The organism is Longibacter salinarum, from assembly GCF_002554795.1.
GTDB lineage: Bacteria > Bacteroidota > Rhodothermia > Rhodothermales > Salinibacteraceae > Longibacter > Longibacter salinarum.
In genome coordinates, this window is sequence record NZ_PDEQ01000013.1 from 1 (window position 1) to 23,720 (window position 23,720).

Here is a 23,720-nt window from a genome sequence, read left to right on the forward strand (position 1 = left end):
ATGGGGGAAAGGGGGATGAGGAGGAGCCGAGGTCTTGGTCAATGTTTGTGTCGGATGAGGGGGGACGTTGTCCCGTCTTTAGCGTGACTGAGGGCGCCATTTTGCTCGAGTCTTTTCTCGGGTCGGCGTAGTCCGTTTTCTTTCTATGAACCCCTTCGCATTTCGCCCTTCGCAGTTCGACTTCGCGCAGACCCCACGCGAGTGGGGATAGACCCGATTTGAGGTATGGGGAATGGGGGAAAGGGGGATGAGGCGGAGCCGAGGTCCTGGTCAGTATTTGTGTCGGATGAGGTGAGACGTGGATCGGAGTGAGAGGGCCGGTCCAGCTACATCGACAGGATCGGGAAGACGTCTGTGAGGGCTCCCACGAGCTCGTTTGATGGGTCTTAGATGATCGAAATTTTTCGGGTCGCGAGTCGCCTGAAGGTTAGACGAACGAGTGTCGGCCGAAGGGCGAAGACCTGCAACGTTGCCTGATGGGCGTCGTGCGAAAAAGTGACGCCGGACAACGGACGTTTCGCGCTAGGTTGATAACCTGTTCGGCGGACGGGTCGCGAAAAGCAAGGCCCGTTGCGCATGCCTTGTTCATAGGTGTCGCGGTGATCCTTTCTCGATGATGCAGGAGCTACGGTGCGCAAGATCAACCAAGCCGTGTACTGCGAGCGTCGAGAGGGCCGACCCTCGGGAGGTCCGTACCGTGGGATTGCCGAAGGCTGTCCGTCAAACAGGTTCTGATGGTGTCATACCTGCCGGGGGGCCGTGTGTCCCGTCCGGCGTCTCGGCATGATCGTACGTCCATTCACCAGGTATCACGGACTGACATGCCAAGCCAACGCTCACGCCGAGAGATCGAGAAGGAAATGAAGGAAGATCTCGGTCTCGTCCCGTCCTTTTTCGACCGCATCCCGGACAAGTATCTGGACCGGGAGTGGACCCTGTTCAAAGACTTCGAGCTGGGTGAGACGCTCATCCCGCAGAAGTACAAACAACTCATGGGAGTCGCGCTGCATTCCGAGACGAAGTGCACGTACTGCACGCTGTATCATACCGAGGCCGCCAAGCTCTTCGGAGCCACGGATGAGGAGATTCAGGAGGCCGTACACTATGCCAAGAGTTCGCTCGGATGGAGTGCTTACCTGAACGGTATGCGCATCGATTTTGATGAGTTCGAACGCGAACTCGAGCAGATCGCGAAGCACGTCGAGAAAACGTCTCAAGAGCCCGCCCACGTCTAAGGATGCAACTCGAACGAGTCCGACCGACCGTATTCTGTGTAACCCTTCACGCCTACGAGCTGAGTACGCTCATCGCGGCGGCGCGATGGGCGGCGGACGGAGGCGAGGGAGAGTTACCAGAAGATGCTCGCAAGCAGCTTCGCGACCTGCTCGACAGCTACGACCGCCAATTAACGGCCGAGCAATCTGTCGAGTAGATGCGCCACACGTTCATTCCCAGATGTGATTCTGCGTCCCGGCTGAGAACACGGTCGGGACGCGTTATGTTTGGACGGCTCCAATGGAGGTCGGTAGCTTCTCGCCCGTCTCGATTACGTCCAGCCGCGCGTCTACATGATTGCTCGCACTGCAGGTTCGAACCGGTCCATATCGCCGCCCTCTCTTCGCTCATTTTGGATATCGATTGATCTGCCGAACAGGTTATCAAGGTCGTAACCTGTTGACGGCAAGATGGCTTCCACTCCTCGAATCCATCGGTCGGGACTTCCGTAAGCGCGGTTGAGAGGTGATCGCCAGAACGCATGCCGTTCTTGCATCCGATTCCGTGCTTCGGTTCGTGAGCAACTGTTGTTTGCCGATGTCGGATCGAAGCACCGCACGTACTCTTTCGAGTTGATCCACGCCAGCTATGCCACAACAATCCCCTCCACCGCTCAGTCACGAGGAAGAGACGGTGATCGCGTTTTCGCAACTTCTGGAGGAGGAAGAACTACCGGAGGAGGCACGCAGGAGCGTTCCTGTTCCTGCGCCATCAACCGATGATGTCGTATCTCGCGGAATCGATGAACTTAGCGCCGAAATCTGGGATTGGGCCGAACAGCATCCAGGAGTCGACGATGCGCTCGCGCGACGAATCTCTGCCATGGAGCCGGGAGGTGAGGATCGCTCGGGTTCCGTTGCGGGCACGGACGTCGGCGGGGTCTCGCTGTCGGGAGATTCTCCCGGGGACGAATCGGGCAACGAGGCCACGGGTGCCCAACGACCGAACGTCGCCGAGCCGGGAACGAGTGAGGTCGGCGCCGACGAGTACCGCCGCCCCGGTCCGGGACGGCGGCGGTCCAACGGGGGACGCACCGGCATGACCGGCGATCGACCTGGATCCCCTCGGGATGCCGCAGCGTCCGATCTCGAGGACCCGGAAGGGCTGTATGTGCTCCGCAATGCTGTTAATCTGGCGCGGGACCTCGCGCGGGGCATGCGTGACCGGCTGTAAGCGTAGGGTTCAACCCATGTAGGCGGCGCACCTTGAATCCAGACTTTTTTTGATCGAAGATGTGCAGGGCAGTCCGGCGCTTCGTACAATAGGAGACCATTTTTCCAATCTCCCGCTATTCGATGATTGCTGTGCCTCATATTCGTCCCGCCGTTGTTCTCCTGTTGCTGATTCCGGGTCTTCTTGCCGTAACCGGCTGCTCCTCGTCGCCCGATGTACCGGAAGGAAAATGGACCGGCGCGCTCACCCCGATGAACCATCCGGAGATGCAGACGTCGGTGGCGTACAACGTGGCCACGCAGGACGGCGGGCTCATGATTGACGTGATCGGTCCGAATGGGAACGTGGTCCGCGCACAGCAACCCGAGCTGCAGGGCGACACGCTTGCTTTTCGCTTTCCCGAGCCGGAGGAGAACGTGATGCTGACGTGCCGATTGGGACGCACGGAAGAGATTCCCGACGGATTTGCCGGCCGATGCACGGATGAAAACGGCCAGTGGGCTCGCTTCACGATGAGGCCACCTGCGACGTAGCGTCAGGTTTGGCGGGACTGATTCGGTACATGACGCGTCTCCGATGCGCATCCATCAGCCCGTGCGAAGGGCGTCGACGTTTCGAGCACGGGAGGTGGAGGGCAATCAAATTCGGTACGGTGACCGCGTAGGAATTCCGACACATGCTTCGTTGTCCGACGGAAAAGAACATCCCCGCGCACATGTCTGATCGTGCCGTTTCCATTGAGCCTGTCACCCTGGAGCACGCAGACGCAGTCCAGTTCCTGGCATCGCATCCCGACGTCGTCGCGACCACCAATTTGCCCGATCCCTATCCGGAGAACGGGGCGCGAACCTGGATTTCGCACATCCGTCCGCGTCATGAGGCCGGCGACGAATATGCCTTCGTCATCAAAGACGGAGATACGGTCGTGGGCGTCGCGGGGCTGGTGAACGTGACGGACACGGAAGCCGAGATTGGCTACTGGATTGGTCGCCCGTTCTGGGGACGGGGCTATGCGACGGAAGGGGTTCGGCAGATCATCCAGTGGGTCATTCAGCATGTCGGAATCCGGCGGTTCTACGCGCGCCCGCTCGCTGATAATCCGGCCTCACGACGTGTCCTTCAGAAGCTCGGGTTCAGCGAGGGAGACGAGGAAGTGCACGAACATCCGAAGTGGGGAGAGGACGACCTGGTCGTTCGCTACACCCTGCAGGTAGAAGAATGACAAACGGGTGGGTGATTTCGTACCGATATGCGTCTACAGGTCCCTGTGGCGATTCGGCCAGCATGTAAGAAAAGATACATGCTTTCGCCGTACATAGCGCAGCAGCCGGCCCTGTTATCGGCTCGTTTCTTTTATGAAATCACCATCGTTCATGGCAGGAATGTTGATCCATGAGTCTGCATAGATCCGTTTTATGCTTTTCTTCGTCATTCCTGCATATGTCTGGCTCACCGGCTTCGTCCTCCACTGACGCGCAGCAGAAGTCGTTCTTCACCGATGGCTGGCGATCGTACGTTCCGCCTGTGCTGCGGTCGACGGACGGGTTGCTCCGGTATTACGTTGTGGTGCTACCCATCGTGATGCCGGCCGCCGTCCTCCTTATGATTGGTGGCAAGTACGCTGTGTACGGCGCGTATGTGACGGTGGGCCTGTTTGTCCTCATTTCCAGTGCCTACACCGTCTGGTTGATCCGTAAGCTAAAAACCGACGATCGAGACACAGGTGCACGAGAGTCGGCGCACGGCCAGCGGAGCGATCGTCCCGGGCAACCGTCGTCCCGAGAGTCCGGTGGTGAGTCTCGGGTACGGCGGTAGCTTTCGTGCTGCGTGTCCGCTGTGCTTGGCGACCGGAGCGGCGGAGAAGACCAGATGGTGCCCTGACGCGACATCATGTCGCGGCTTCTCCGGAGATACTCAATATCAGCTAGCCGGACCTAGTCGATGTTGGTTTTGACCTTGATACCGCTTCGTTTGAGCTGTTTCTGTAGGTCTTCCGCAATTTTCTTTTCCACGGTCCCGGAAAAGATTTTGCTGAACAGCCAGGTCATGATTCCCTGCTTGCGTGCAGCCCGGCTCGTATCCTTAAGGTCGATCTTGATCCGGTTCGGTCCGCTCGGCGTCACGTCCGCATCAATATCACTGGCGTTCAGGCTCTCCTTCAATCGTTTCGCGATCTCGTTGCGAACGCGCCCGCTGATGTCAACGCCCATCGATTGCCCGGCCGACACGGACACATGACCGGAGTGACGGTTTGCGATCTCTTTGATGTTGCGGATGGTAAGTTCAATCATGCGAACGTGCGGCAGGAAGAGTCGGAATCAGGAACGTTCGTATCACGCACGGGCAAGCAATGCGTTCGCTGGATCCCGAAGTAATTTTTATTTTGACGCCGGATTCGCGGGGCCGATCCGTTTACGCGCCGATCACTTTAGAACGGGCAGAGGGAAACGACTTCGCGGGGCCGGAATCTCGATGGGAGGAATGGCAGCGTCCAATGCATCCAGAAGTTAGCTGGCGGTTATCCAGATATCCCGGATTTGACCTGTTTGGCCGATTTGTTACCGTTGGTCGGAGAACGCATGTATGCAGCCGACGTGTATCGGATACCGGTAGTTCACGCTAGGTCTGCCCCACGAGAGGAGATTTGCGCGTCGATCGGATGCCCTGCTCTCACTCTAGCCTGACTGTGAAATGCCTCGATCCACGACGCGACAAGCGATTACATTTACGGGTCTGATCGAAGGATCGGACGATCATCAGTGGCTCATTACTGATGCCATCCGAGATGTCGATACCGGCGGTCGGGGCGGCGTGCCCCTGCATCGATGGACGGTGAGCACGGAGGCCCGGGGAAGCCAGCCTACCTATTACGTCGCGCGGGCTCATGGAGCACGCTGGCATGCGTTCGCGCCGTCGCCGCACATGCTTGCCCAGGCTATTCGCGTCGGTTTTCCGCGTGCCATTCGTCGCCAGGTTCGTTCTCGCGCAACCACACCGGAACCGCCGTCGGGGGACGGAGGAGCATCGGGAGCGCCGCCCGACGTACTGTAGAGCCCGCCTTGGTGATGAATATGGGACAAGCCCGGCCGGCCATAGCTCGCCGGGCACGCGACTGAGCAGCACGGCGGATCACTTCCCACGGGGCCGTACATTTGGGTCGTCGAGGTAATGGACGGTAGCCTGGTGGATCGCGGCATGCGGAAACGTTTCGGATGCGAAACGTTGGATGCGTCGGATTTTGTCCTCTGGATTCATTCCCCGCCCGCTCTCCGACAACAGCATGTCCGACGCCCCACTGGAAGAGGATGCCGATACGCCGCATTTCAGCTCCGGCGAGGCGTCCCCGGAGGACGAAAGTCCATCGTCATCGTCAAAGGGTGATGGAAAATCCGTCTGGGGGCTGGATTCTGCACCGGCAGCAACGACATCATTTGACCGGTCGGTCCCGGAGTCGGACCGGCAGCGCGATTGGAAGAAAAAGATTCGCGACCGATGGCGCGCGGTCACACCGCCCCAGCTCTTCGTCGGCTCGTTCCTCTTGCTGATTTTTCTCGGGGCTGCGGGCTTTATGTATCTCCCGGGACTCTACACCGGGCCCGGTCTCTCGTGGCTCGATGCGATCTTTACGGCGACGAGTGCCGTCTGCGTCACCGGCCTCATCGTGGTTGACACGGCGACCTACTTCACGACGTGGGGCCAGGCGTACATTCTGCTGCTCATCCAGCTGGGTGGGTTGGGGATCATTTCTTTTACGTCGATTATCATCGTTGCACTCGGACAACGGCTGTCGCTTCGCCACGAAACGCTCGCGACCGGCCCGTCGAGTATCGTTCGCTCCATCGACTATCGCGATCTAACCCGCGCGGTCTTCCGGTTTACGTTCGGGATCGAAGCCATTGGCGCGCTTGGCCTCTACGCCGCCTGGGTCCCGGAGCTTGGCTGGGGCGGAGCCCTGTGGCCGTCGATCTTTCACTCCATCAGTGCCTTCTGCAACGCCGGATTTTCGACGTTCACCACGTCCCTGATGGGCTTTCAACTGAACGTCCCGCTGATCCTCGTCGTGTCTCTCCTGATCGTCGTGGGGGGGATCGGCTTCTTGACGCTGGAGGAACTGTATCTATGGAAACGAGGAAAACGTCCTGAGGGCGGTCGGTTTCGCCTCTCGATTCATTCGCAGATTGTCCTCGGCACGTCCCTCGTGCTCATCGTCGGAGGCTGGATTCTGTTTACCTTTTTCGAGTGGAATAACACGCTGGCAAACATGCCGTCGTGGGCCCGCGTCACGAACGGTCTCTTCGCAAGCGTAACGACGCGAACAGCCGGGTTCAACACCATCGACTACAGCGACGCCCGGGCACACACCAACTTTCTGACGATTATTTTCATGGCGATTGGTGGATCGCCGGGGTCGACAGCCGGAGGACTGAAGACCACGACGTTCGCCGTGCTTTTCCTGGTTGCCTGGGCGCGCCTGCGAGGACACATGACGGTCAGTGTGTCGAACCGGTCCATTCCTTCGGAAACCGTCCAGAAGGCCGTTGGGATGTTTGTGATTGGGTTGGCCGTGCTGGCCCTGAGCATTTTTATGCTTACCATCTTTGAAATGAAAGGGGTGGGAGAAGACGTGTCTCACGGTACGTTCCTCGCCGTGATGTTTGAAGCCGTGAGCGCCTTCAATACCGTCGGCTTGTCGATGGGTGTGACGGATGCACTGACCACTCCGGGCCGGTGGACGACCATTGTGCTCATGTTCATTGGACGTGTGGGCCCCCTCACGCTGGCTGCTGCAATGGCGCGACCGCGGAAGACGATCGTCGGCAACTTCCGATACGCCCACGAGGACGTGGCGATTGGTTAAGCTGGCAGGCTCACCTGTATCGACTGGACGCACGGCCCTGCGCGTAAGCCCGATACCCATCGAGGGCACCTTTTTAGTATCGACACTAATATTTCTACGACCGCACACCATTCTCTCATGAAACGATTCGTCATCGTCGGACTCGGAAACTTTGGTTCCGGGGTAGCGGAGGCCCTGTATCAGCGGGGCCATGACGTCATTGCGATCGATATCAACGAGGACGCCGTGGACCGGATCGCCTCCCATGCGTCTCGTCCGGCCGTCGGCGATGCCCAGCAACTGGAGGTGCTCCGGCAGGCCGGCGCGGAGGACGCCGACACGGCGATCGTGAGCACAGGCGACGATATGACGGCGTCGATGCTGTCGGTGCTCGCCCTGAAGGATCTGGGGGTGGACGACATCTACGTGAAGGTTATCTCCGCGGACCATGCCCGCATCATGAAGGCACTTGGCGTCTCCGAAACGATCTTTCCCGAGCGCGAATCGGCCTTCAATCTTGCCAGTCGCATCTCGGAATACGGTGTGCTCAACTACGTCCGGATGGCCGGCGACCTGTCGGTGCAGGAGATGGTCGTGCTGGACGAGTGGCGAGGCAAAACCCTCCGCGAGATCGGCGTCCGCAACCGCTTCCATCTCACCGTGATCGCCGTTCACGACACCGAGACGGACGAGGTGTCGGTCCCCCCCGATCCGGACGAGCCGCTCGACGCAACGGACACGCTATTGCTGGCGGGAACGGAGGACCGTCTCGAAGAGCTGGCCAACATGGCGGATGAGGAAATTCGAGAGCGCCTGGAGGAGTCGTAAGAAAGCTGATCTTAACATACCCCTTCCGTCGGGCAAAGATTGAACGCTAATACGCGGCGTCCGTTGGCGTTTCGATCCATTGTCGTTTTTCTTCGTAGCGGATTGTCCCCGTCCGTTGCGGTTTCTCTGCTAGACTCCCCCGAACGTCCATGCGAACCATCGTTGTAGGTGCCGGCGAAGTCGGCTTCGACGTTGCCCATCTCCTCGCCCTTGAGCAGCACGACGTCACCGTCATCGACGTTGAGAACGATGTGCTGCAGCGGGTTCGCGAGAAACTCGACGTGTTGACGATCCAGGGGAACGGGACCTCCGCGATGGTGCTGGAAGAAGCGGGGATTCGCGATGCAGACATGCTGATCGCGGTCACGGCCATTGACGAGGTGAACCTGATCGCCTGCATGATGGCCGACCGTCTGGGCGTTCCCACAACCGTCGCCCGGACGCGCTCGGACGAGTTGGCGCGCACTCATTCCGTGCTGGAGGCAGAGGACTTTGGCATTGATGTCGTCATTCATCCGGAGGAGAGCGCGGCGGCCGAAGTGTCGCGGCTCATTCAGCGGGCGGGTGCGACGGATCTCCTGACGTTCTGTGATGGCCACCTCAACCTGGTCGGAATGCGGCTGGACAAGGAGGCGCCCGTGGTGGGTGAAAAGCTGCGCGACGTCGTCGTCAACCACCCGAAAATTGACTTTCGCGTGCAGGCGATCGTCCGTGGCCTGCATACCGTTCTGCCGGGCGGAGACGAAGTGCTTCGCGCGAACGATCAGGTGTTCGTGTTGACGCGACCCAAGTACGTCACCCCGGTTGCGCGGATGATGGGCAAGGGGGACATCAGCATGAAGAACGTCATGATCCTGGGCGGGTCGCGCGTCGGCGCTGGCGTGGCCGATCGTCTGTCGAACCACGGCGGCATGCGGATTAAACTGATTGAGCCGAACAAGGAGACGGCGGAACGCCTGGCGGAGCGTCTCACGGATGTGCTGGTCCTTCAGGGGGATCCGACCGATATGGATCTGCTGGTCCGGGAGGGACTCGGCGAAATGGATGCCTGCGTGGCTGTTGCTGACGACGAAGAGTCGAATCTTGTGGCGTGCCTGATGGCGAAACACCTCGGCGTCTACAAGACGGTCGGATTGCTGTCGAAGGTCGCGTACATTCCGATCAGTCAGGCCATCGGGCTGGATGCGGCCGTGAGCAAGAAGCTCGCGGTGTCGCGGGAGATCCGTCGATACCTGCGCGGGAAGCACGTCCTCAGTGTCGCCACCGTGCATGGGCTGGACGCGGAAGTGCTCGAGATCAAAGCCGAAAAAGGTTCGAAGGCGACGAAGAAAGCGCTCCGCGACCTCGACGTCCCGCGCGGCATCATTATCAGCGCCGTGGAGCACTCGGATCGGACGGAGATCGCGACGGGCGACACGCACATCCAGCCGGGAGATACGGCGATCGTGTTTGTCCTGCCGCAAAACGTTGACGCTGCAGAGAAACTCTTCGGTGCGTAATTGCGCCACCGGTCGTCCATTGCTCTCACCTCACTGACTGTTCGCCTCCCCGTGGTCCTCAACTGGAACGTCGTCGCCCGTACGCTCGGTGGGCTGCTCCTCTTTTTGTCTGTTGCGCTGCTGATGCCGGCCCTTGTGGGTGGGCTGTACAATGAGCCGGCTGCCTGGAGTTTTCTCGTCAGCGCTGCGATCGCCGTCACGATCGGCGGGGTCTCGTGGTACACGCTCGGGACGCCCGGACGCGAGGATGTGGGCGCTCGCGAGGGCTTCGCCATTGTCGCTCTGTCCTGGATCGTGCTTTCGCTCATCGGCGCGCTTCCGTTCGTGCTCGGCGGGGTGCTCGATTCGTACACCAACGCCTTTTTCGAAACGATGAGTGGCTTCACGACGACGGGAGCCACGATCTTCGGCGGAAGCGGAACGCCGTCCATCGAGTCCATGCCGAACGCCTTTCTGTTCTGGCGGAGCCTCGCCCACTGGCTCGGAGGCATGGGCATTATCGTTCTTACGCTCGCCATCCTGCCGATCCTGGGCGTCGGGGGCATGCAGCTCTTCAAGGCCGAGGTGCCGGGCCCGTCGGCCGACAAGCTGACGCCGCGTGTTCGCGAGACGGCCCGCCGCCTCTGGCTCATCTACGTTGGCATCACCGTGGTCGAAATCCTCGCGCTCCTGCCGGCAATGAGCCTGTTCGATGCCGTGAACCACGCCTTTGCTACGATGGCAACGGGTGGGTTCTCGACGGAGAACGGATCGGTCGGTCAGTACGACTCCGCGTACATCGATGGTGTGATCACGCTGTTCATGTTTCTGGCGGGCATGAACTTCGCCCTGCACTTCCGCATGCTGCGCGGTAAGGCGATTACCGTCTTCAAAGACGAGGAGCTTCACGTCTATGCCGGAATTACGCTGGCGGCTACGACGCTGATCGCGATGGCCACCTGGTCGCCGACGGCGGGGTGGTTTGCAGCGGACGCGATCGGGACGGTCTACTCCACGCTCGGGGAGGCCATTCGGTACGCATCCTTCCAGTCCGTCGCGATCATCACGACAACGGGCTTCGGGACGGCGGACTACGAGATCTGGCCTTCGCTCGCCGTCGGAACGATCTTCCTGCTGTTCTTCATCGGCGGGATGGCGGGCTCAACCGGGGGCGGCGTCAAGGTCGTGCGGCACGTCCTCCTGGTCAAAAACTCGCTTAAGGAGGTCAAACAGCTCGTGCACCCGCAGGCCATTCTCCCGATTCGCCTGAACAACTCGGTGGTGCCGAAGGACGTCATGGGGAACGTGCTCTCCTTTATTGTGCTGTACCTCGGTCTGCTGTTTGCCGGGACGCTGGTGATGGCCGCGCTCGGGCTCGACCTGATGAGTGCGTTCGGGGCGGCGCTGTCGTGCATCGGCAACATCGGGCCCGCGTTCGGGACGATGGGGCCGACGGAAAACTACGCGCACGTCCCGGCGCTCGGCAAGTGGGTGCTGTCTTTTCTGATGGTGGCCGGGCGACTGGAAATCTACACCATCCTGATCCTCTTCGCGCCGACGTTCTGGAGGCGGTAAGATTGTTGATTGTGAATGGTGGATTGTGGATTGGATTGATGAACGGGCGTTCAGGTCTGTTCAGAACGGTTATTTCCAATCCCATCAACGATTAGCGATGAACGATTGACCCGCTTGCCGTCCGGCGGTGAACTTTGTCGATTGCGGATTGGATTGGTGAACGGGCGTGCAGGTGTGCCCGGAACGGTTGGTTCCACTCCCATAAACCACCAACCATATACCACCAACCATCTCAATCCCTGGCGTCAACGGGACGATGAGCCGTACCCGGTGAACCCTGAACTCTGAACCCTGAACTCTGAACCCTGAACTTCGCCCCCGAGCAGGAAGTGTATCGATTGCCTGTGGATTGAGGCGGGGGCGAGTAGACAGAGTCCGTTCTGCATCCTATACTGACAATCGTCAGCGACTGGGGACCGCGCGCCGGGTCCCTTTCAGCATCATCGTGCCCTCTCCGCCACCCGACCTCGACGTAAACGTGATTCGATCTTTTGCACTTCATCGCCTCGTGTCTGCAGCGGTTGCTGTCGTCATGACCGCGCTCCTGGTGGCCGGTTGTGCCGAGCAGGACGCGCAGGCTCCGGCCGATCAAGCGGCCTCTACGCCCCTGGACATTACCGCCGATGCTGGCGTCGGCGAGCCCGATTGGGTCAATGATGTCGTCATGTACGAAATTTTCGTCCCGGACTTCTCGCAGGAAGGGACGTTCCAGGGCGTCGTGAATCGGCTGGACTCCCTCAAGGCCATGGGCGTCAACACGATCTGGCTGATGCCCATCCACCCGGTCGGCGAGAAGCGCGCCAAGACCGACATCGGTGATCTTGGCTCCCCGTACGCGGTGAAGGACTACAAGGCCGCGAATCCGCAGTACGGTGGCGACGAAGGCTTTCGCACGCTCGTAGAGGAGGTGCATGAGCGCGACATGTACATCATCATCGACTGGGTTGCGAACCACACCGCGTGGGATCACCCGTGGATCGAAGATCACCCCGAATACTACACGGAAGGCCCGGTCGATGGCCGCTTCACGTATCCGCTGTTGGACGGTGACACCACCGACTGGACCGATGTCGTCGATCTGAACTTCGAGAACCAGGAGATGCGGGCGAAGATGATCGACGCCATGAAATTCTGGGTCGAGGAGTACAACATCGACGGCTTCCGCTGTGACGTGGCCCATCAGGTGCCCCTGAACTTCTGGAACGCCGCCATCGATACGCTGGAGACCGTCCGTCCCGTCCTCATGCTGGCGGAAGCTGCCGAGCCGGAAATGCATAGCGTCGGCTTCGACCTCACGTATGCATGGCCATTCTATGGTACCATCAAGCGCGTCTGGGAAGAAGATGCGCCCGCCTCGGAGCTTCTCACGCAGGTCGATACCACGCTCGAAGATCTGCCGGGCCCGTCGAAACGCCTCCGGTTTACAACGAACCACGACGAGACCGCATGGGATGCACCGCCGACCGACGTGTTCGACGGAAAAGAAGGTTCGGAGGCCGCGTTTGTTCTGGCGACGACCATTCCGGGCGTGCCGCTCGTGTACAACGGCCAGGAGCTTGGAATTGAAGACACGGTGTCGTTCTTCGAGGCCACGCCGTATGACTGGTCCCAGCAGAGTGAACTCCGCACCTTCTACACCGAGTACCTTCAGTTCTACAGCTCGTCAACCGCGCTTAAGAATGGCGAATTCGAGATTCTGACGCCGGATGCAGAGGACGCTGTGATGTTCTCCAGAACGGCTGACGGCGAGGAGCTCCTCGTGGTTGTGAATGTGCGAGACGAGGAGGCCGCTCTGAGTCTTCCGTCCGAGTACGCCGAGCAGACGCTGGTCGATGTGATGACGGACGATTCTGTCTCGGGTCCGGATCTGACGCTTGAGCCGTTCGGCTACCACATCCTCCGCGTTGGCGAGTAAGCCCGAGCGCACGTTGTGCGAGTGGGGTCTCGCCCATGAAGGAGCAACCGCTGTTACCGATTCAACCAAGCGTCCTGTCCCGCATATCCGGGGCGGGACGCTTTTCGTTTTCCCCCGCGGCCACAATGCGTCAAAAGCGCGAACTCCGCACCGTGAATCCTGAACCAGCGCCGCTTCCCAGAAGCGCCGTATGGTCAGAGGCATGCCGCGACACAAACAAAACGCAACCGTCGCACGGCCGTGCGACGGTTGCTCGCGTTTGAACGCTGAACCCTGAACGCTGAACCCTGAACGCTGAACTCATACCCACACGCGACATCGTTACGCAAGAGAAACGGTGCGCATTGGCACTGCCGTCCGGTAGACTTTATGTTGCAGGTCAGATTCGATTTCAAACGTTGATGACCTGTTTGGCGGATCTGTCAAAACGAAGATAGCGCAGCGGGTAAATGCCTATTCACACGCCTGGCGCTCATCCGTTGGCACCGACGTATTCGGCACGATGCGCGAGATCAACCAGGCATCGTGTTGCGAGCGTCACGAGGACCGACCGTCGGGAGGTCCGTATCTTTGGATGGCCGAAGGCTGTCCGTCAAACAGGTTCTTATATTTATTTTTACGACGGCCCCAGCCTATGCCTCGTTGGAAAGGACTCGACCTCGAAACGGAAGGAACCGGAATTTCGCGGCCGCTAAGCAGGCACGTAAATCTGCTTGGTGCCATGCTCGGGCAGATTGCCAAAGAGCAGATGGGGGAGGACGTCTTTGAGCGTGTCGAGTCCCTTCGACTGCTATGTAAACGGGCCGATCGCGATGATGACGAATCCCTCCGCGCAGAGGCGGCGGAGAAGATTTCGGAGATGACGCTGGAGGAGATCGTTCAGGTGCTGCATGTGTACACCACGTTCTTCCACCTCGTCAACCAGGCGGAGCAGCAGGAGATCATCCGGATCAATCGGGAGCGGTCCCGCCGGTCGGGTCCGGCTGACTGGCCGCTCGGGCCGGGCTCGGGCGATGGTCACAGGGATTCGTCTCCGCGATCTGAATCCATCGACGACGCCATTTACCAACTGAAACAGGACGGCGCGACGATCGATGAGGTCATCGACTGGCTTTCCGACCTGGAGATCGGCCCGACGCTGACGGCCCATCCAACGGAGGCGCGGCGTCGAACCGTTCTGCAGAAACAGCAACGGATCGCGGGGCTTCTGGCTACGCTTCAAAGTCCCGACGCCACCCCGGACGAGCGCGCGACGACCCTCGATGAGCTGTACGATCAAATCGCGTTTCTCCTCGGAACTGATGAGATTCGCTCCGAGCGCCCGACCGTGCAGGAGGAGGTCGAGCAGGGACATTACTTCGTCCATGGCGGCATCTGGGACACCATCCCACGCATTCACCAGGACGTGCAGCAGGCTCTTCGCCGCCATTACGATACGACAGCGGACGTGCCGGCTTTTCTCACGTATCGGTCGTGGATTGGTAGCGACCGCGATGGGAATCCCAACGTCACGCCAAACGTCACGCGGTGGACCTTCGCGCGGCAACGCCGGACGACGCTCGATCATCTCCTCGACGAGCTCGACGACCTGCGCGACGACCTCAGCCTGTCGCGAAACCAGACGGAGGTGTCCGACGAACTGATTTCATCGATTGAACGCGACGCTCAAAGCATAACGCTCGATGGTGATACGCTCCACCGGTATCGCAACGAGCCGTACCGACTGAAGCTCGCGTACATGGAGGAGCGCCTCCGTGCCCTTCGCGACGCGGTCCCGACGGGAGAAACGGTCGAGACGGGGGACATCGCGCGATTGATTCCGACGAAAGGTGCAGCGGCATACACCTCTGAGAAGCTCGCGGACGACTTGCAGATGATTGCCGAAAGTCTGGAGAGTCATGGCGTGAAGGACGCGGGACGGACGGGCCGGCTCCATCGCATGCGCGTCCTCGTTGACACGTTCGGCTTTCATCTCGCCGCGCTGGACGTCCGCCAGCACTCCGGTGTCCATGAGAAAGCGATCACGATTTTGCTACGCCACGCCGGCGTGACCGACGATTACGCCGCACTACCCGAGGACGAGAAGCTCGAGATTCTGCGGGCTGAATTGTCGAATCCACGTCCACTCGTGCCTCGCGGCACGGACCTTCCCCATCCGGCCGGGACGCTCCTTGAGGTCTTTCGCACGCTGCGGATTATGCTGAAGGTCGACCCGGACGCGGTCGGCGCGTACATCGTCAGCATGACGCACTCGGTTAGTGACTTGCTCGAGCCGATGCTACTGGCGAAAGAGGCCGGCATCGGGAGCGTCGAGTCCGTCAATGACGACACCGACGCCTTCGTCTGCCCGATGGACTTCGTCCCGCTCTTCGAGACGATCGAGGACCTGGACGCCGCCGATGACCGGATGGAGGCGCTGTTTACCGACGACCTGTACGCCGCCCACCTTGAGCGACGCGACGGGTTTCAGGAGATCATGCTCGGCTATTCCGACTCCAACAAGGACGGAGGCTACTGGATGGCCAACTGGGCATTGCACAAGGCGATCTATCGCCTCGGCGTGGTGTGTAACGACTACGACATCGATCTGTGTCTCTTCCATGGACGTGGCGGCACGGTGGGACGGGGCGGCGGCCACACGTACCAGGCCATTCGTGCGCTCCCGTCGAACGTGCACAACGGCAAGATCCGATTCACCGAGCAGGGCGAGATCATCTCGTTCCGCTACGCCCTTCCCGACATCGCGAGACGCCACGTTGAGCAGCTCGTCAGCGCCACACTCACAGCTACCGCCCGAGCGGACAGCGGCGAGGCGAGTGACGGGCCGGTCGGACTGGATGAAGAGGAGACGGAGGTTGCTACGTTGCTCGACGAGATCGCGGATCGCGCCATGGAGACGTACCGCGATATGATCGACGACCCCAAGTGGTGGCCGTGGTACACCGAAGTGACGCCTATTGAGCACATCTCCCGACTGCCGATCGCCTCGCGACCGGTCTCGCGGTCAAGCGACGAGGAGGTGGATTTCGAAGATCTCCGCGCCATCCCGTGGGGGTTTGCGTGGACGCAAGCCCGCTACATCGTACCCGGCTGGTATGGCACCGGTGCTGCATTCGAGGAAGTGATTTCGGAACGGGACGGCACCCTCGAAACGCTCCGTCATTGTTACCGCGACTGGCCCTTCTTCACCGCGGTGATGGACAGTGCCCAGCGGGAGATGGCACGTGCTCGCTTGCCGATTGCGCATCATTACGATGAGCGACTGCGCACGGGCGATACGTCCTTCCACGATTCTATCGATGCGGACTTCGACCGGGGGCGAGAGGCGATTCTGACGATTACAGGACAGGACGAACTCTTCGACAACACGCCGGTGCTGCAAAAGTCGATTCGTCTCCGCAATCCGTACACCGATGTGCTGAATCTTCTGCAGGTGGAGTTGATCGAGCGCGACCGGGCGATGGCCGATGAGAACGGACACAGCGAGGCGCATCGCGATTCGCTTCGGATGGCGCTTTTCTTAAGCATCAACGGGATCGCTGCGGCGATGCAGAGCACCGGTTGATGTGGGCACGGAACTCGATATCGACGGGGGATGAAAAGGAACAAGCGGTCACAAAAAACGCTAAAATGCCCCAATTCTTCCGCCGGAGTAGGGCGGTGCATGACGACGGTTGAACATGCTGGCGCCCCGCGCCGGGAGGTCGACGTTTCGCGCCGAACGTTCTTCGTGCGCTTCTGCTGCAGCACGGTCACAAACGACGAGGGTGCCTCTATGTCTCAAGAGCCGATGCCGACTGGAGAAGAATCAAACCCAAATGACACGGAGAAGGACGCACCGACCGGTTCGAAGGCGTCTATTCCGGTCGTAACGTTCAACACCCAGGCGTTTGAGGAAGCCGTACAGGCTCTTCCTTCGATCACCGAAGGAGTGGGCGAACACGGCTTTATGATCGTCTTTCATAATGGAGACCGAGCGGCACGGCAGCAAGCGCTGTCAGATCTCGTCGAGCACGCCACCCCGACTGTCCATCAGTTTCAGGTTCCCACACTGCTTGGGGAGCGTCGGATCCACACGCAGAACGCACTACGAAAATCGTTCGATCATGCATCCGAGGAAGATGCAGTTCTTTATTTCGAGAATGTAGATGCTCTTTTTACCCATACGCACACCGAAGGCCCCGATGTCAACGGTGAGGCCGAACCGACAACGGTTGAGTACTTCCTTGATCGTGTGAGTGCGTATTGGGGCCTCGTCATCCTGTGCGTATCCCATCCCACGCACGAAGCGGCCATTCGACGGTACACCCCACCGGACCTTGTTGTCACCTTCGATTCGCCCGAATAAAGGCAGGATGACCGCGGCTCATCGTCGATCTGTAGGCGGTCTGCAACTCTCACCGTACCTCATACGTAGTGCGGTCGAACTGTGGGCACATCTGACCGGTGACATTTTGCCCCGGCAATTTCGTCCCCCTTCCTATCACATATCGTCTCAACTCGATGCGTAGCAAAGGAACGATCGTTCTCGCTATCCTGGGTCTCCTCCTTCTTGTTGGTGGCTGCGGTGGCGTGAGTTCGTACAACAGCATGGTGCAGCAGCAGGAATCTGTTCGCCAGGCCTGGGCCAATGTGGAGTCCAATTACCAACGTCGGGCGGATCTCATTCCCAATCTCGTCAATACCGTCCAGGGTGCCGCCGATTTCGAGCAGGAAACGCTGACGCAGGTTACCGAGGCGCGCGCACGGGCCACGTCGATCCAGATTGATGCTGATGATCTCGACAACCCGGAGAAAATTCAGCAGTATCAGCAAGCACAGGGCGAGCTTGGCAAGGCGCTCGGTCGCCTCCTGATGGTGTCGGAAAACTACCCGACGCTACGCGCGACGGAGCAATTCCAGACGCTTCAGGCGCAGCTCGAAGGCACGGAGAACCGTATCAACGTAGCGCGGCGCGACTACAACGAATCCGTCGCACAGTATAACACGGAGATTCGGTCTTTCCCGACCAACATTATCGCGGGCATCACTGGGTTCCAGCCGCGTCAGCCGTTCGAAGCGGAAGCAGGCGCCGAAGACGCTCCCACGGTCTCGTTTGATTAGCGCCTGATCTGACGCTGCGATGCTGCGGCTGTCACCGGTCGCAGCATCGCCGGTCGAGCGCTTTGCGTGCTGGGCTTCCCTCGTTCTGTGCTCCTCGTCCCATCGACGTCGTGCTTCGCACCTTTCGTGCTTTCGGTCTACTGCTTCTCCTGGTTGCGTGGGTGTCGTCTGCGCCCGCTCTTGGGCAGCGATTCGACATCCCGGCCCGTCCGTCCAGTCCCGTGCTGGATCAGGCGGATCTGCTCTCGGGCAGTGAAGAACAGCAGCTCGCGCAGAAGCTTCGCACGTACGAAACGGAAACGTCGACGGCCGTCGTGGTGGTCACGCTCCCGTCGCTACAGGGGGCTCCGATTGCCGAGTACACCGTCGAGCTCGGGCGCGAATGGGGGGTCGGGCAGGGGGGACTGGACAACGGAGCCGTCGTCCTGATTTCGCGGGACGACCGCCGCATGTTCATCGCCACCGGCTACGGACTGGAAGGCAGCATCCCGGATGCTGTGGCGTCGGACCTCGTCCGAAACGTGATGCGGCCGGCCTTCCGAAAGGGAAACTTCTACGAGGGGATTGATCGGGCGACGAGTTCGCTCATGCTTGCGGCCCGTGGAGAGTACACGGCCACCGAACGCCCATCTTCGTCCCGCGAGGACGGCGGTGATTCCGAAACGCTGATCTTCATCGTGTTCATCATTCTGTACTTTGTCCTGACGTCGAAACGGCGGGGCTCTGGTGGAGATGGCGGCCGGAGACGGCGTCGCGGAAATGTCTTCATCTGGGGATCCCCCGGTGGCTTCGGTGGGGGAGGCGGAGGTGGAGATGGTTTTGGTGGCGGCGGCTTCGGAGGATTTGGAGGCGGAAGCTTCGGTGGGGGTGGCGCCGGCGGGTCCTGGTAAACCGGATCCTGTTAATCGTCGTGCCGCACACGTCCGTGAACGTCTGGATATGTCCGACAGCATGGCGGTCATACGGGAACGGCCGGTCGTCCATCGGATTTCTGTCATGCCTCACGTTCCTTGCTCACGTACATCCGTTCTCATGTCCGATCGTCTGCAGCAGCTCCTGGAGTTTTACGAAGAAGACCCACAGGACAACTTCGTCCGGTTTGCGCTGGCGCAGGAGCACTTGAAGCGCGACGAGACGGAGAAAGCCCTGTCTCTCTTCGAGGAGCTCGTGGAGACGGATCCCGACTACGTTGGAACGTACTATCACCTTGGAAAACTGTACGAGCGTCTCGACCGAACGGACGACGCGATCGAGACGTACCGTCAGGGCATTGAGGTCGCGCGCGACCAGCGCGACAACAAGAATCTGTCGGAGCTCCAGGATGCGAAGCTGAAGGCGGAAGGTGTCGGCTTCGACTGAGGACGGAGGATGTCGGCGTCACCGTGACGAGCGCGTGCATCCCGATCGATCGGGTCGATCTATTCCCAGAGAGAATGTGTCCATGAGGGCGATTGTGTCCATTTCTCCTCGTCTCGCTTTGGTGGCGAGTATGACGGCCGTTTTACTCGCCTGGGGAGCGGTGCCGGTCCTTGCCCAGGACACCGGGGACGACGAGGCGACGTACACGGTGCAGGCCGGAGATACGCTCTTTGGTATTGCCCAGCGGTTCGGCACATCGGTTCGTTCGCTCAAAAAGTGGAATGACCTGGACGGTGCCGGCATCCAGGTCGGCCAGACGCTTCGAGTTCGCCCACTGTCGCCATCGAGTTCGCAAGGGGAGCCAGACGCTGATGCCGGAGGGGGCGAGGAGCCCCCGGAGAGGCCGTCCGCTGATGCCGAAGACGCCGCGGAGACGGAGAGAGACACGATCAAGGCTCCCGGCCGGATCATCGCCGACGCCGGAGATACGCTGGTGGACATCGCCCTGCGGCTCGGCACGACGGCGGATACCCTCTTTGCTCTGAACGATAGCATTCGATCACCGATCGAGGAAGGGCAGGGTGTGCTTGTCCCTTCTCGGTTTGGGGCCGGAAGTCATGTCGTCCAGCCCGGAGAAACGCTCTACAGCATCGCAGGAGCGTATGGCGTGAGCGTTCGGGCCCTCCAGTCGGAGAACGATCTTGAGGACGCGACGATCAACCCCGGTCAGCGTCTCGACATTCCGGGAAATACGAGCCGTGGCAAGATCGAACCGCCTGAGCCTGATTCCACCGGTCCCGTCGCCGTCTATCCGACAGCCTTCGAGGGACGGCTTACCGCGAGTGGCGAGACATACGATCCGGCCACGTTCACAGGTAGCCATCCCACGCTGCCGTACGGGTCGATCGTCCTGCTTTCTCATCCCGGTAATCGGCGTCACAGCTTCCTCCGTATCATCGATCGCGGTCCCGTCGAGGATAACGTGATCATGGACGTGTCGAAGGCGGTGGCTCAGCACCTTGGATTCACCGCCAGCGATTCCCCCGACGACCTCCAACTCCGTATCGTCTGGGTGAACGAAACCAGGAGGTAACCGGCGTAACACCGTACTGGTGCGACGCGTACGATGAGTGCCTCGACTCGGGGCTTCGACTTCCGCATCACCTAGACCCTTGCTCACGTGCCAGCGCCGACATCAGCATCCGAACGGGCGCTTCGCTCGGCCTACTGGGCGGCATCCCGCACCGGGACGTACGGCTTCCTGAGCGCCCTGCCGCTTCTCATCGCCTACGAGGTGATGATCGCTGTCGCAAACTACGGCTCCGGGCGACCGGTCCGCATCGGCGCCGACGTGTGGATGAAGCAGCTCGCTGCTCTCACGGGTGGACCGATCGTTTGGGTTCTGGCGGGGACCGTTCTGGTCGTGGGTGTGGGCATCATGGTATACGAGAGGAAGCAAAATATCCCGCTTCGTCCCGCCTATTTTGCCGGAATTCTGGCTGAGAGCGCCGTATATGCCGTCCTGGTCGCTGGACTTGTTTCGTACCTGGTCGCTGCTGTCTTTGCCGCGGCTCCAAGCCCGCAGATGGCGCATGACCTCTGGACGCAACTCGCCCTGTCAATTGGTGCTGGACTCTACGAAGAGCTCGTGTTTCGGGTGATTCTCGTGGGTGGGCTCTTCCTGTTCTTTCGATGGATGTTCTCAAGCCAAACGACGGCGTATGTGACGGCAGCGATTATCGGCGCTGCCGTCTTCAGCCTTGTGCATTACGCGGGTGCGTTGGGCGACCCGTTCGCCCTCGACTCATTCACCTTTCGCTTTCTGTTCGGTCTGGCGCTGAATGTGCTTTTTCTGGTGCGCGGATTCGGGGTGGCAGCCTGGACGCACGCCCTGTATGACATCTACTTGACGCTCGGTCTGTTCGGCTAAATCTGGGCCTGCCAGAACGGCAGAGAATGCGGAGCGGCACGGGTGTTGTCATTTAAAAACGTACGTGGTGAGTATGGCCGGCGAGAGTGAAACGGACGTCTTGATTCGCCGGACTGCACGGATGCATTGACTTTGGCAAAACGATAAAGCCTCGTGAACACCTTTCGTACCACCGCCCTCATGGCGGTCATGATTGTTCTCTTCGCCCTGGTGGGCCGTGCTCTGGCCGGGCCGGGCGGTATGACGATCGCCCTTTTCCTTGCCGTGATCATGAACGGCGTGAGTTACTGGTTTAGCTCATCTATCGTGCTGAAGATGCACGGAGCGAAGCCGATTGAGCGTGGGGATGCCCCTGAACTGTATGACCTCGTAGACCGCTTGCGGCAGAATGCAGGTCTTCCGATGCCGAAGGTAGCGATCATTCCGTCGGATCAGCCTAACGCGTTCGCTACCGGACGAAACCCGGACAACGCCGTCGTAGCGGTAACGCGTGGCCTGATGCGGACACTCGACCGCGATGAATTGGCCGGCGTCGTCGCGCACGAGCTCGCGCACGTTGAAAACCGCGATATCCTGACGTCGACCGTGGCGGCCACACTGGCGGCCGGAGTCACGCTTCTGGCGCGATTCGGGTTCTTCTTTGACCGCGGCAATCGCGATGGAATATTTACGTCCCTCCTGATGCTCATTCTCGCGCCGCTTGCGGCGATGCTCATTCAGGCGGCGATCTCGCGCTCGCGTGAGTTTGCTGCTGACCGGGATGGAGCACGAATCGCCCAGTCGCCACACGGTCTGGCCAGTGCCCTTCGCAAGATCGAACGAGCGGCCACGCACCAGCCGATGCAGAACGCGAGTGAGACGACCTCGCACATGTTCATCATTAACCCGTTTTCTGGTGGACTCTCCGGGCTGAAGTCCCTCTTCTCGACGCACCCGCCAACGGAAGATCGGATTCAACGACTGCAATCGATGTCGTAGCATGTGGCTGGAGAGCGCATGACGTACTTACAGTCGTTTGAGCCAGAAGTCGTTATGACCGGGGTGGAAGCGGGTTCGTCGGCACGATAGGGGCCTTCGTTTTTTCTAGAGATTGTCCCGGTAAGGATTGCTCAGCTGCCGGGGCAAGGCCCTCTTTCCCTCCCCATTCTGGTGCCGGGTCTCGGCCTCTGTGTCATGCGAATTGCCGCTTCGCTCGTTGTCACATCGCTTCTGGTTCTTGGAATTCTCGGTTTCAATGGCTGTGTCGATGCGCCGGAACCGCAGGCGGAGCGAAGTACGCAGGATCAGCGGGTCATCGATCAACTCCAGAGCTGGAACCAGCGCCTGGTTGTTTCGGGACGTCAAAAAGACGACCGGCTCCGGTCGATGACTCGGCTCGTTCACAAGATGATGGACGATCTGGCTGGTGTGGCGAACGGGGAGGGCCTCGTTCGAGGAGTACGCGTCGATCAGCCAGTGCACCTCGAGGCAGAGTTCCCACGCACGGAACGCTCGATCCGTGCGGCGGAACGACAGTTTTTGAGCTACCTGTCGGTGCTGGAGTCGAGCCTGCAGGAAGGCGAACAGCGTGTCGAACGTTCTCACGATCCAGAGGATGAGGCCCGCGTGTCGGACCTGAGACAAGCGATTACCGAACTCCGGGAGAAACTGGATGCGTCAGCGCGCCGCGCCGACGGGCGGGCGTCTCGTATCGATTCGCTTGCTGCAGTCGTGCTCGCTCTCCGGACGGAACGAGATCGCCTGATTTCTAAAAACGAGTCGCTTTCCTCGTCCGCCCGGTCACTCCGACGGGCGTATGTCATCGCGGAAACGCAAGATGTTTTGCTGGAGAAGGAGGTGATCGATAACCGTTTCCTGCGATCCCCGGTCCTGAAGCATCTCCATCCGGACCTATTTGAGACAACTACCGTCGATGCGACCGTCATACCGTTTGATGGCACGTCAGCAGAGGTGATTTCACCGCATCAGTACGCACCCGATACCTTCACGATCGAGCCGGGCCGCGTGCGGATTCACGATCCCGAGGGGTTCTGGGCATTGTCCCGCTACGTGGTAATCAAGGTGGATCCCTGACCGTCAGTGCAGCGCCCCGGAGGACGTGACCTTGGGGTGCCGCACGCAGCTCGAATGAGGTATTGGGAGGGCCTCTTATACCGTTTCAACGTCGAAATATCGGCGTCTCAGACGGTCTCCGTTTAGCGGATGCGCCCACCCCCCGATCGCCGTCGGGGCAAGCCTCAGCACGAG

At 60.2% G+C, this 23,720-nt stretch carries 22 protein-coding genes; 21 read left to right on the forward strand and 1 reads right to left on the reverse strand.

The features are described 5' to 3' along the window. The first annotated feature begins 821 nt into the window (after positions 1–821). The 6 genes from CRI94_RS17025 to CRI94_RS17050 all read left to right on the forward strand — a co-directional run bounded on the left by CRI94_RS17025 (position 822) and on the right by CRI94_RS17050 (position 4,263). Positions 822–1,235, forward strand: a complete 414-nt coding sequence (locus tag CRI94_RS17025; protein WP_179862383.1) for a carboxymuconolactone decarboxylase family protein — start codon at positions 822–824, stop codon at positions 1,233–1,235. 2 nt (positions 1,236–1,237) lie between these two features. Next, on the forward strand, positions 1,238–1,432 hold the full coding sequence (locus CRI94_RS17030) for a hypothetical protein (protein ID WP_098079109.1): 195 nt from the start codon (positions 1,238–1,240) through the stop codon (positions 1,430–1,432). 431 nt (positions 1,433–1,863) lie between these two features. After that, positions 1,864–2,448, forward strand: a complete 585-nt coding sequence (locus CRI94_RS17035; RefSeq protein ID WP_098079112.1) for a hypothetical protein — start codon at positions 1,864–1,866, stop codon at positions 2,446–2,448. Between the two features lie 122 nt (positions 2,449–2,570). Next, positions 2,571–2,981 carry a hypothetical protein gene (locus CRI94_RS17040; protein WP_098079114.1) on the forward strand — a complete coding sequence of 137 codons (411 nt, stop codon included), beginning with the start codon at positions 2,571–2,573 and terminating at the stop codon, positions 2,979–2,981. A 182-nt stretch (positions 2,982–3,163) separates the two neighbouring features. Then, positions 3,164–3,670, forward strand: a complete 507-nt coding sequence (locus tag CRI94_RS17045; RefSeq protein WP_179862384.1) for a GNAT family N-acetyltransferase — start codon at positions 3,164–3,166, stop codon at positions 3,668–3,670. Positions 3,671–3,888: 218 nt separating this feature from the next. Beyond that, positions 3,889–4,263, forward strand: a complete 375-nt coding sequence (locus CRI94_RS17050; protein WP_098079119.1) for a hypothetical protein — start codon at positions 3,889–3,891, stop codon at positions 4,261–4,263. A gap of 119 nt (positions 4,264–4,382) precedes the next feature. Here CRI94_RS17050 and CRI94_RS17055 read toward each other — a convergent pair whose 3' ends face one another. Further along, complete coding sequence (locus CRI94_RS17055) at positions 4,383–4,739, reverse strand: hypothetical protein (protein WP_098079122.1); 357 nt, start codon at positions 4,737–4,739, stop codon at positions 4,383–4,385. 400 nt (positions 4,740–5,139) lie between these two features. Here CRI94_RS17055 and CRI94_RS17060 point away from each other — a divergent pair, with 400 nt between their 5' ends. From CRI94_RS17060 to CRI94_RS17130, 15 genes are all read left to right on the forward strand, one after another. Continuing rightward, entirely contained in the window at positions 5,140–5,499 is a 360-nt protein-coding gene (locus CRI94_RS17060; RefSeq protein ID WP_098079125.1) for a hypothetical protein, read from the forward strand. A gap of 229 nt (positions 5,500–5,728) precedes the next feature. Then, a complete protein-coding gene (locus CRI94_RS17065) occupies positions 5,729–7,306 on the forward strand; it encodes a TrkH family potassium uptake protein (RefSeq protein WP_098079203.1) in 1,578 nt (525 codons plus the stop codon). Positions 7,307–7,423: 117 nt separating this feature from the next. Continuing rightward, on the forward strand, positions 7,424–8,113 hold the full coding sequence (locus CRI94_RS17070; protein WP_098079129.1) for a potassium channel family protein: 690 nt from the start codon (positions 7,424–7,426) through the stop codon (positions 8,111–8,113). Between the two features lie 149 nt (positions 8,114–8,262). Beyond that, positions 8,263–9,612: a Trk system potassium transporter TrkA gene (gene trkA / locus CRI94_RS17075; protein WP_098079133.1), complete on the forward strand. Its 1,350-nt coding sequence runs from the start codon at positions 8,263–8,265 to the stop codon at positions 9,610–9,612. A 51-nt stretch (positions 9,613–9,663) separates the two neighbouring features. After that, positions 9,664–11,166: a TrkH family potassium uptake protein gene (locus tag CRI94_RS17080; protein ID WP_098079137.1), complete on the forward strand. Its 1,503-nt coding sequence runs from the start codon at positions 9,664–9,666 to the stop codon at positions 11,164–11,166. A 478-nt stretch (positions 11,167–11,644) separates the two neighbouring features. Continuing rightward, positions 11,645–13,081: an alpha-amylase family glycosyl hydrolase gene (locus CRI94_RS17085; RefSeq protein WP_245846241.1), complete on the forward strand. Its 1,437-nt coding sequence runs from the start codon at positions 11,645–11,647 to the stop codon at positions 13,079–13,081. Between the two features lie 634 nt (positions 13,082–13,715). After that, positions 13,716–16,646: a phosphoenolpyruvate carboxylase gene (gene ppc / locus CRI94_RS17090; RefSeq protein ID WP_098079142.1), complete on the forward strand. Its 2,931-nt coding sequence runs from the start codon at positions 13,716–13,718 to the stop codon at positions 16,644–16,646. Positions 16,647–16,856: 210 nt separating this feature from the next. Beyond that, positions 16,857–17,429 (forward strand): hypothetical protein, encoded by a 573-nt coding sequence (locus CRI94_RS17095; RefSeq protein WP_143815471.1) that lies wholly within the window; start codon positions 16,857–16,859, stop codon positions 17,427–17,429. Between the two features lie 155 nt (positions 17,430–17,584). Next, on the forward strand, positions 17,585–18,184 hold the full coding sequence (locus tag CRI94_RS17100; RefSeq protein WP_098079149.1) for a LemA family protein: 600 nt from the start codon (positions 17,585–17,587) through the stop codon (positions 18,182–18,184). Positions 18,185–18,294: 110 nt separating this feature from the next. Then, positions 18,295–19,074, forward strand: coding sequence for a TPM domain-containing protein (locus CRI94_RS17105; RefSeq protein ID WP_179862385.1), 780 nt, complete (start codon positions 18,295–18,297; stop codon positions 19,072–19,074). 142 nt (positions 19,075–19,216) lie between these two features. Beyond that, positions 19,217–19,543, forward strand: a complete 327-nt coding sequence (locus CRI94_RS17110) for a tetratricopeptide repeat protein (protein ID WP_098079151.1) — start codon at positions 19,217–19,219, stop codon at positions 19,541–19,543. Between the two features lie 94 nt (positions 19,544–19,637). Then, positions 19,638–20,636 (forward strand): LysM peptidoglycan-binding domain-containing protein, encoded by a 999-nt coding sequence (locus CRI94_RS17115; RefSeq protein ID WP_179862386.1) that lies wholly within the window; start codon positions 19,638–19,640, stop codon positions 20,634–20,636. 87 nt (positions 20,637–20,723) lie between these two features. Then, positions 20,724–21,473, forward strand: coding sequence for a CPBP family glutamic-type intramembrane protease (locus CRI94_RS17120; RefSeq protein WP_245846242.1), 750 nt, complete (start codon positions 20,724–20,726; stop codon positions 21,471–21,473). A gap of 153 nt (positions 21,474–21,626) precedes the next feature. After that, positions 21,627–22,451, forward strand: a complete 825-nt coding sequence (locus tag CRI94_RS17125; protein WP_098079159.1) for a zinc metalloprotease HtpX — start codon at positions 21,627–21,629, stop codon at positions 22,449–22,451. Positions 22,452–22,646: 195 nt separating this feature from the next. Continuing rightward, the gene (locus CRI94_RS17130) at positions 22,647–23,546 is read left to right on the forward strand and encodes a hypothetical protein (RefSeq protein WP_098079162.1); all 900 of its coding nucleotides are present in this window, start codon (positions 22,647–22,649) and stop codon (positions 23,544–23,546) included. Positions 23,547–23,720: the final 174 nt, after the last annotated feature.

Bases quoted from the DNA above. Each gene is read 5' to 3' on its own strand.
- CRI94_RS17025 (WP_179862383.1), top strand. From the start codon at position 822: ATGCCAAGCCAACGCTCACGCCGAGAGATCGAGAAGGAAATGAAGGAA.
- CRI94_RS17055 (WP_098079122.1), bottom strand. From the start codon at position 4,739: ATGATTGAACTTACCATCCGCAACATCAAAGAGATCGCAAACCGTCAC.
- CRI94_RS17040 (WP_098079114.1), top strand. From the start codon at position 2,571: ATGATTGCTGTGCCTCATATTCGTCCCGCCGTTGTTCTCCTGTTGCTG.
- CRI94_RS17095 (WP_143815471.1), top strand. From the start codon at position 16,857: ATGTCTCAAGAGCCGATGCCGACTGGAGAAGAATCAAACCCAAATGAC.
- CRI94_RS17045 (WP_179862384.1), top strand. From the start codon at position 3,164: ATGTCTGATCGTGCCGTTTCCATTGAGCCTGTCACCCTGGAGCACGCA.
- CRI94_RS17035 (WP_098079112.1), top strand. From the start codon at position 1,864: ATGCCACAACAATCCCCTCCACCGCTCAGTCACGAGGAAGAGACGGTG.
- CRI94_RS17100 (WP_098079149.1), top strand. From the start codon at position 17,585: ATGCGTAGCAAAGGAACGATCGTTCTCGCTATCCTGGGTCTCCTCCTT.
- ppc (WP_098079142.1), top strand. From the start codon at position 13,716: ATGCCTCGTTGGAAAGGACTCGACCTCGAAACGGAAGGAACCGGAATT.
- CRI94_RS17050 (WP_098079119.1), top strand. From the start codon at position 3,889: ATGTCTGGCTCACCGGCTTCGTCCTCCACTGACGCGCAGCAGAAGTCG.
- CRI94_RS17130 (WP_098079162.1), top strand. From the start codon at position 22,647: ATGCGAATTGCCGCTTCGCTCGTTGTCACATCGCTTCTGGTTCTTGGA.
- CRI94_RS17030 (WP_098079109.1), top strand. From the start codon at position 1,238: ATGCAACTCGAACGAGTCCGACCGACCGTATTCTGTGTAACCCTTCAC.
- CRI94_RS17110 (WP_098079151.1), top strand. From the start codon at position 19,217: ATGTCCGATCGTCTGCAGCAGCTCCTGGAGTTTTACGAAGAAGACCCA.
- CRI94_RS17070 (WP_098079129.1), top strand. From the start codon at position 7,424: ATGAAACGATTCGTCATCGTCGGACTCGGAAACTTTGGTTCCGGGGTA.
- CRI94_RS17060 (WP_098079125.1), top strand. From the start codon at position 5,140: ATGCCTCGATCCACGACGCGACAAGCGATTACATTTACGGGTCTGATC.
- trkA (WP_098079133.1), top strand. From the start codon at position 8,263: ATGCGAACCATCGTTGTAGGTGCCGGCGAAGTCGGCTTCGACGTTGCC.
- CRI94_RS17065 (WP_098079203.1), top strand. From the start codon at position 5,729: ATGTCCGACGCCCCACTGGAAGAGGATGCCGATACGCCGCATTTCAGC.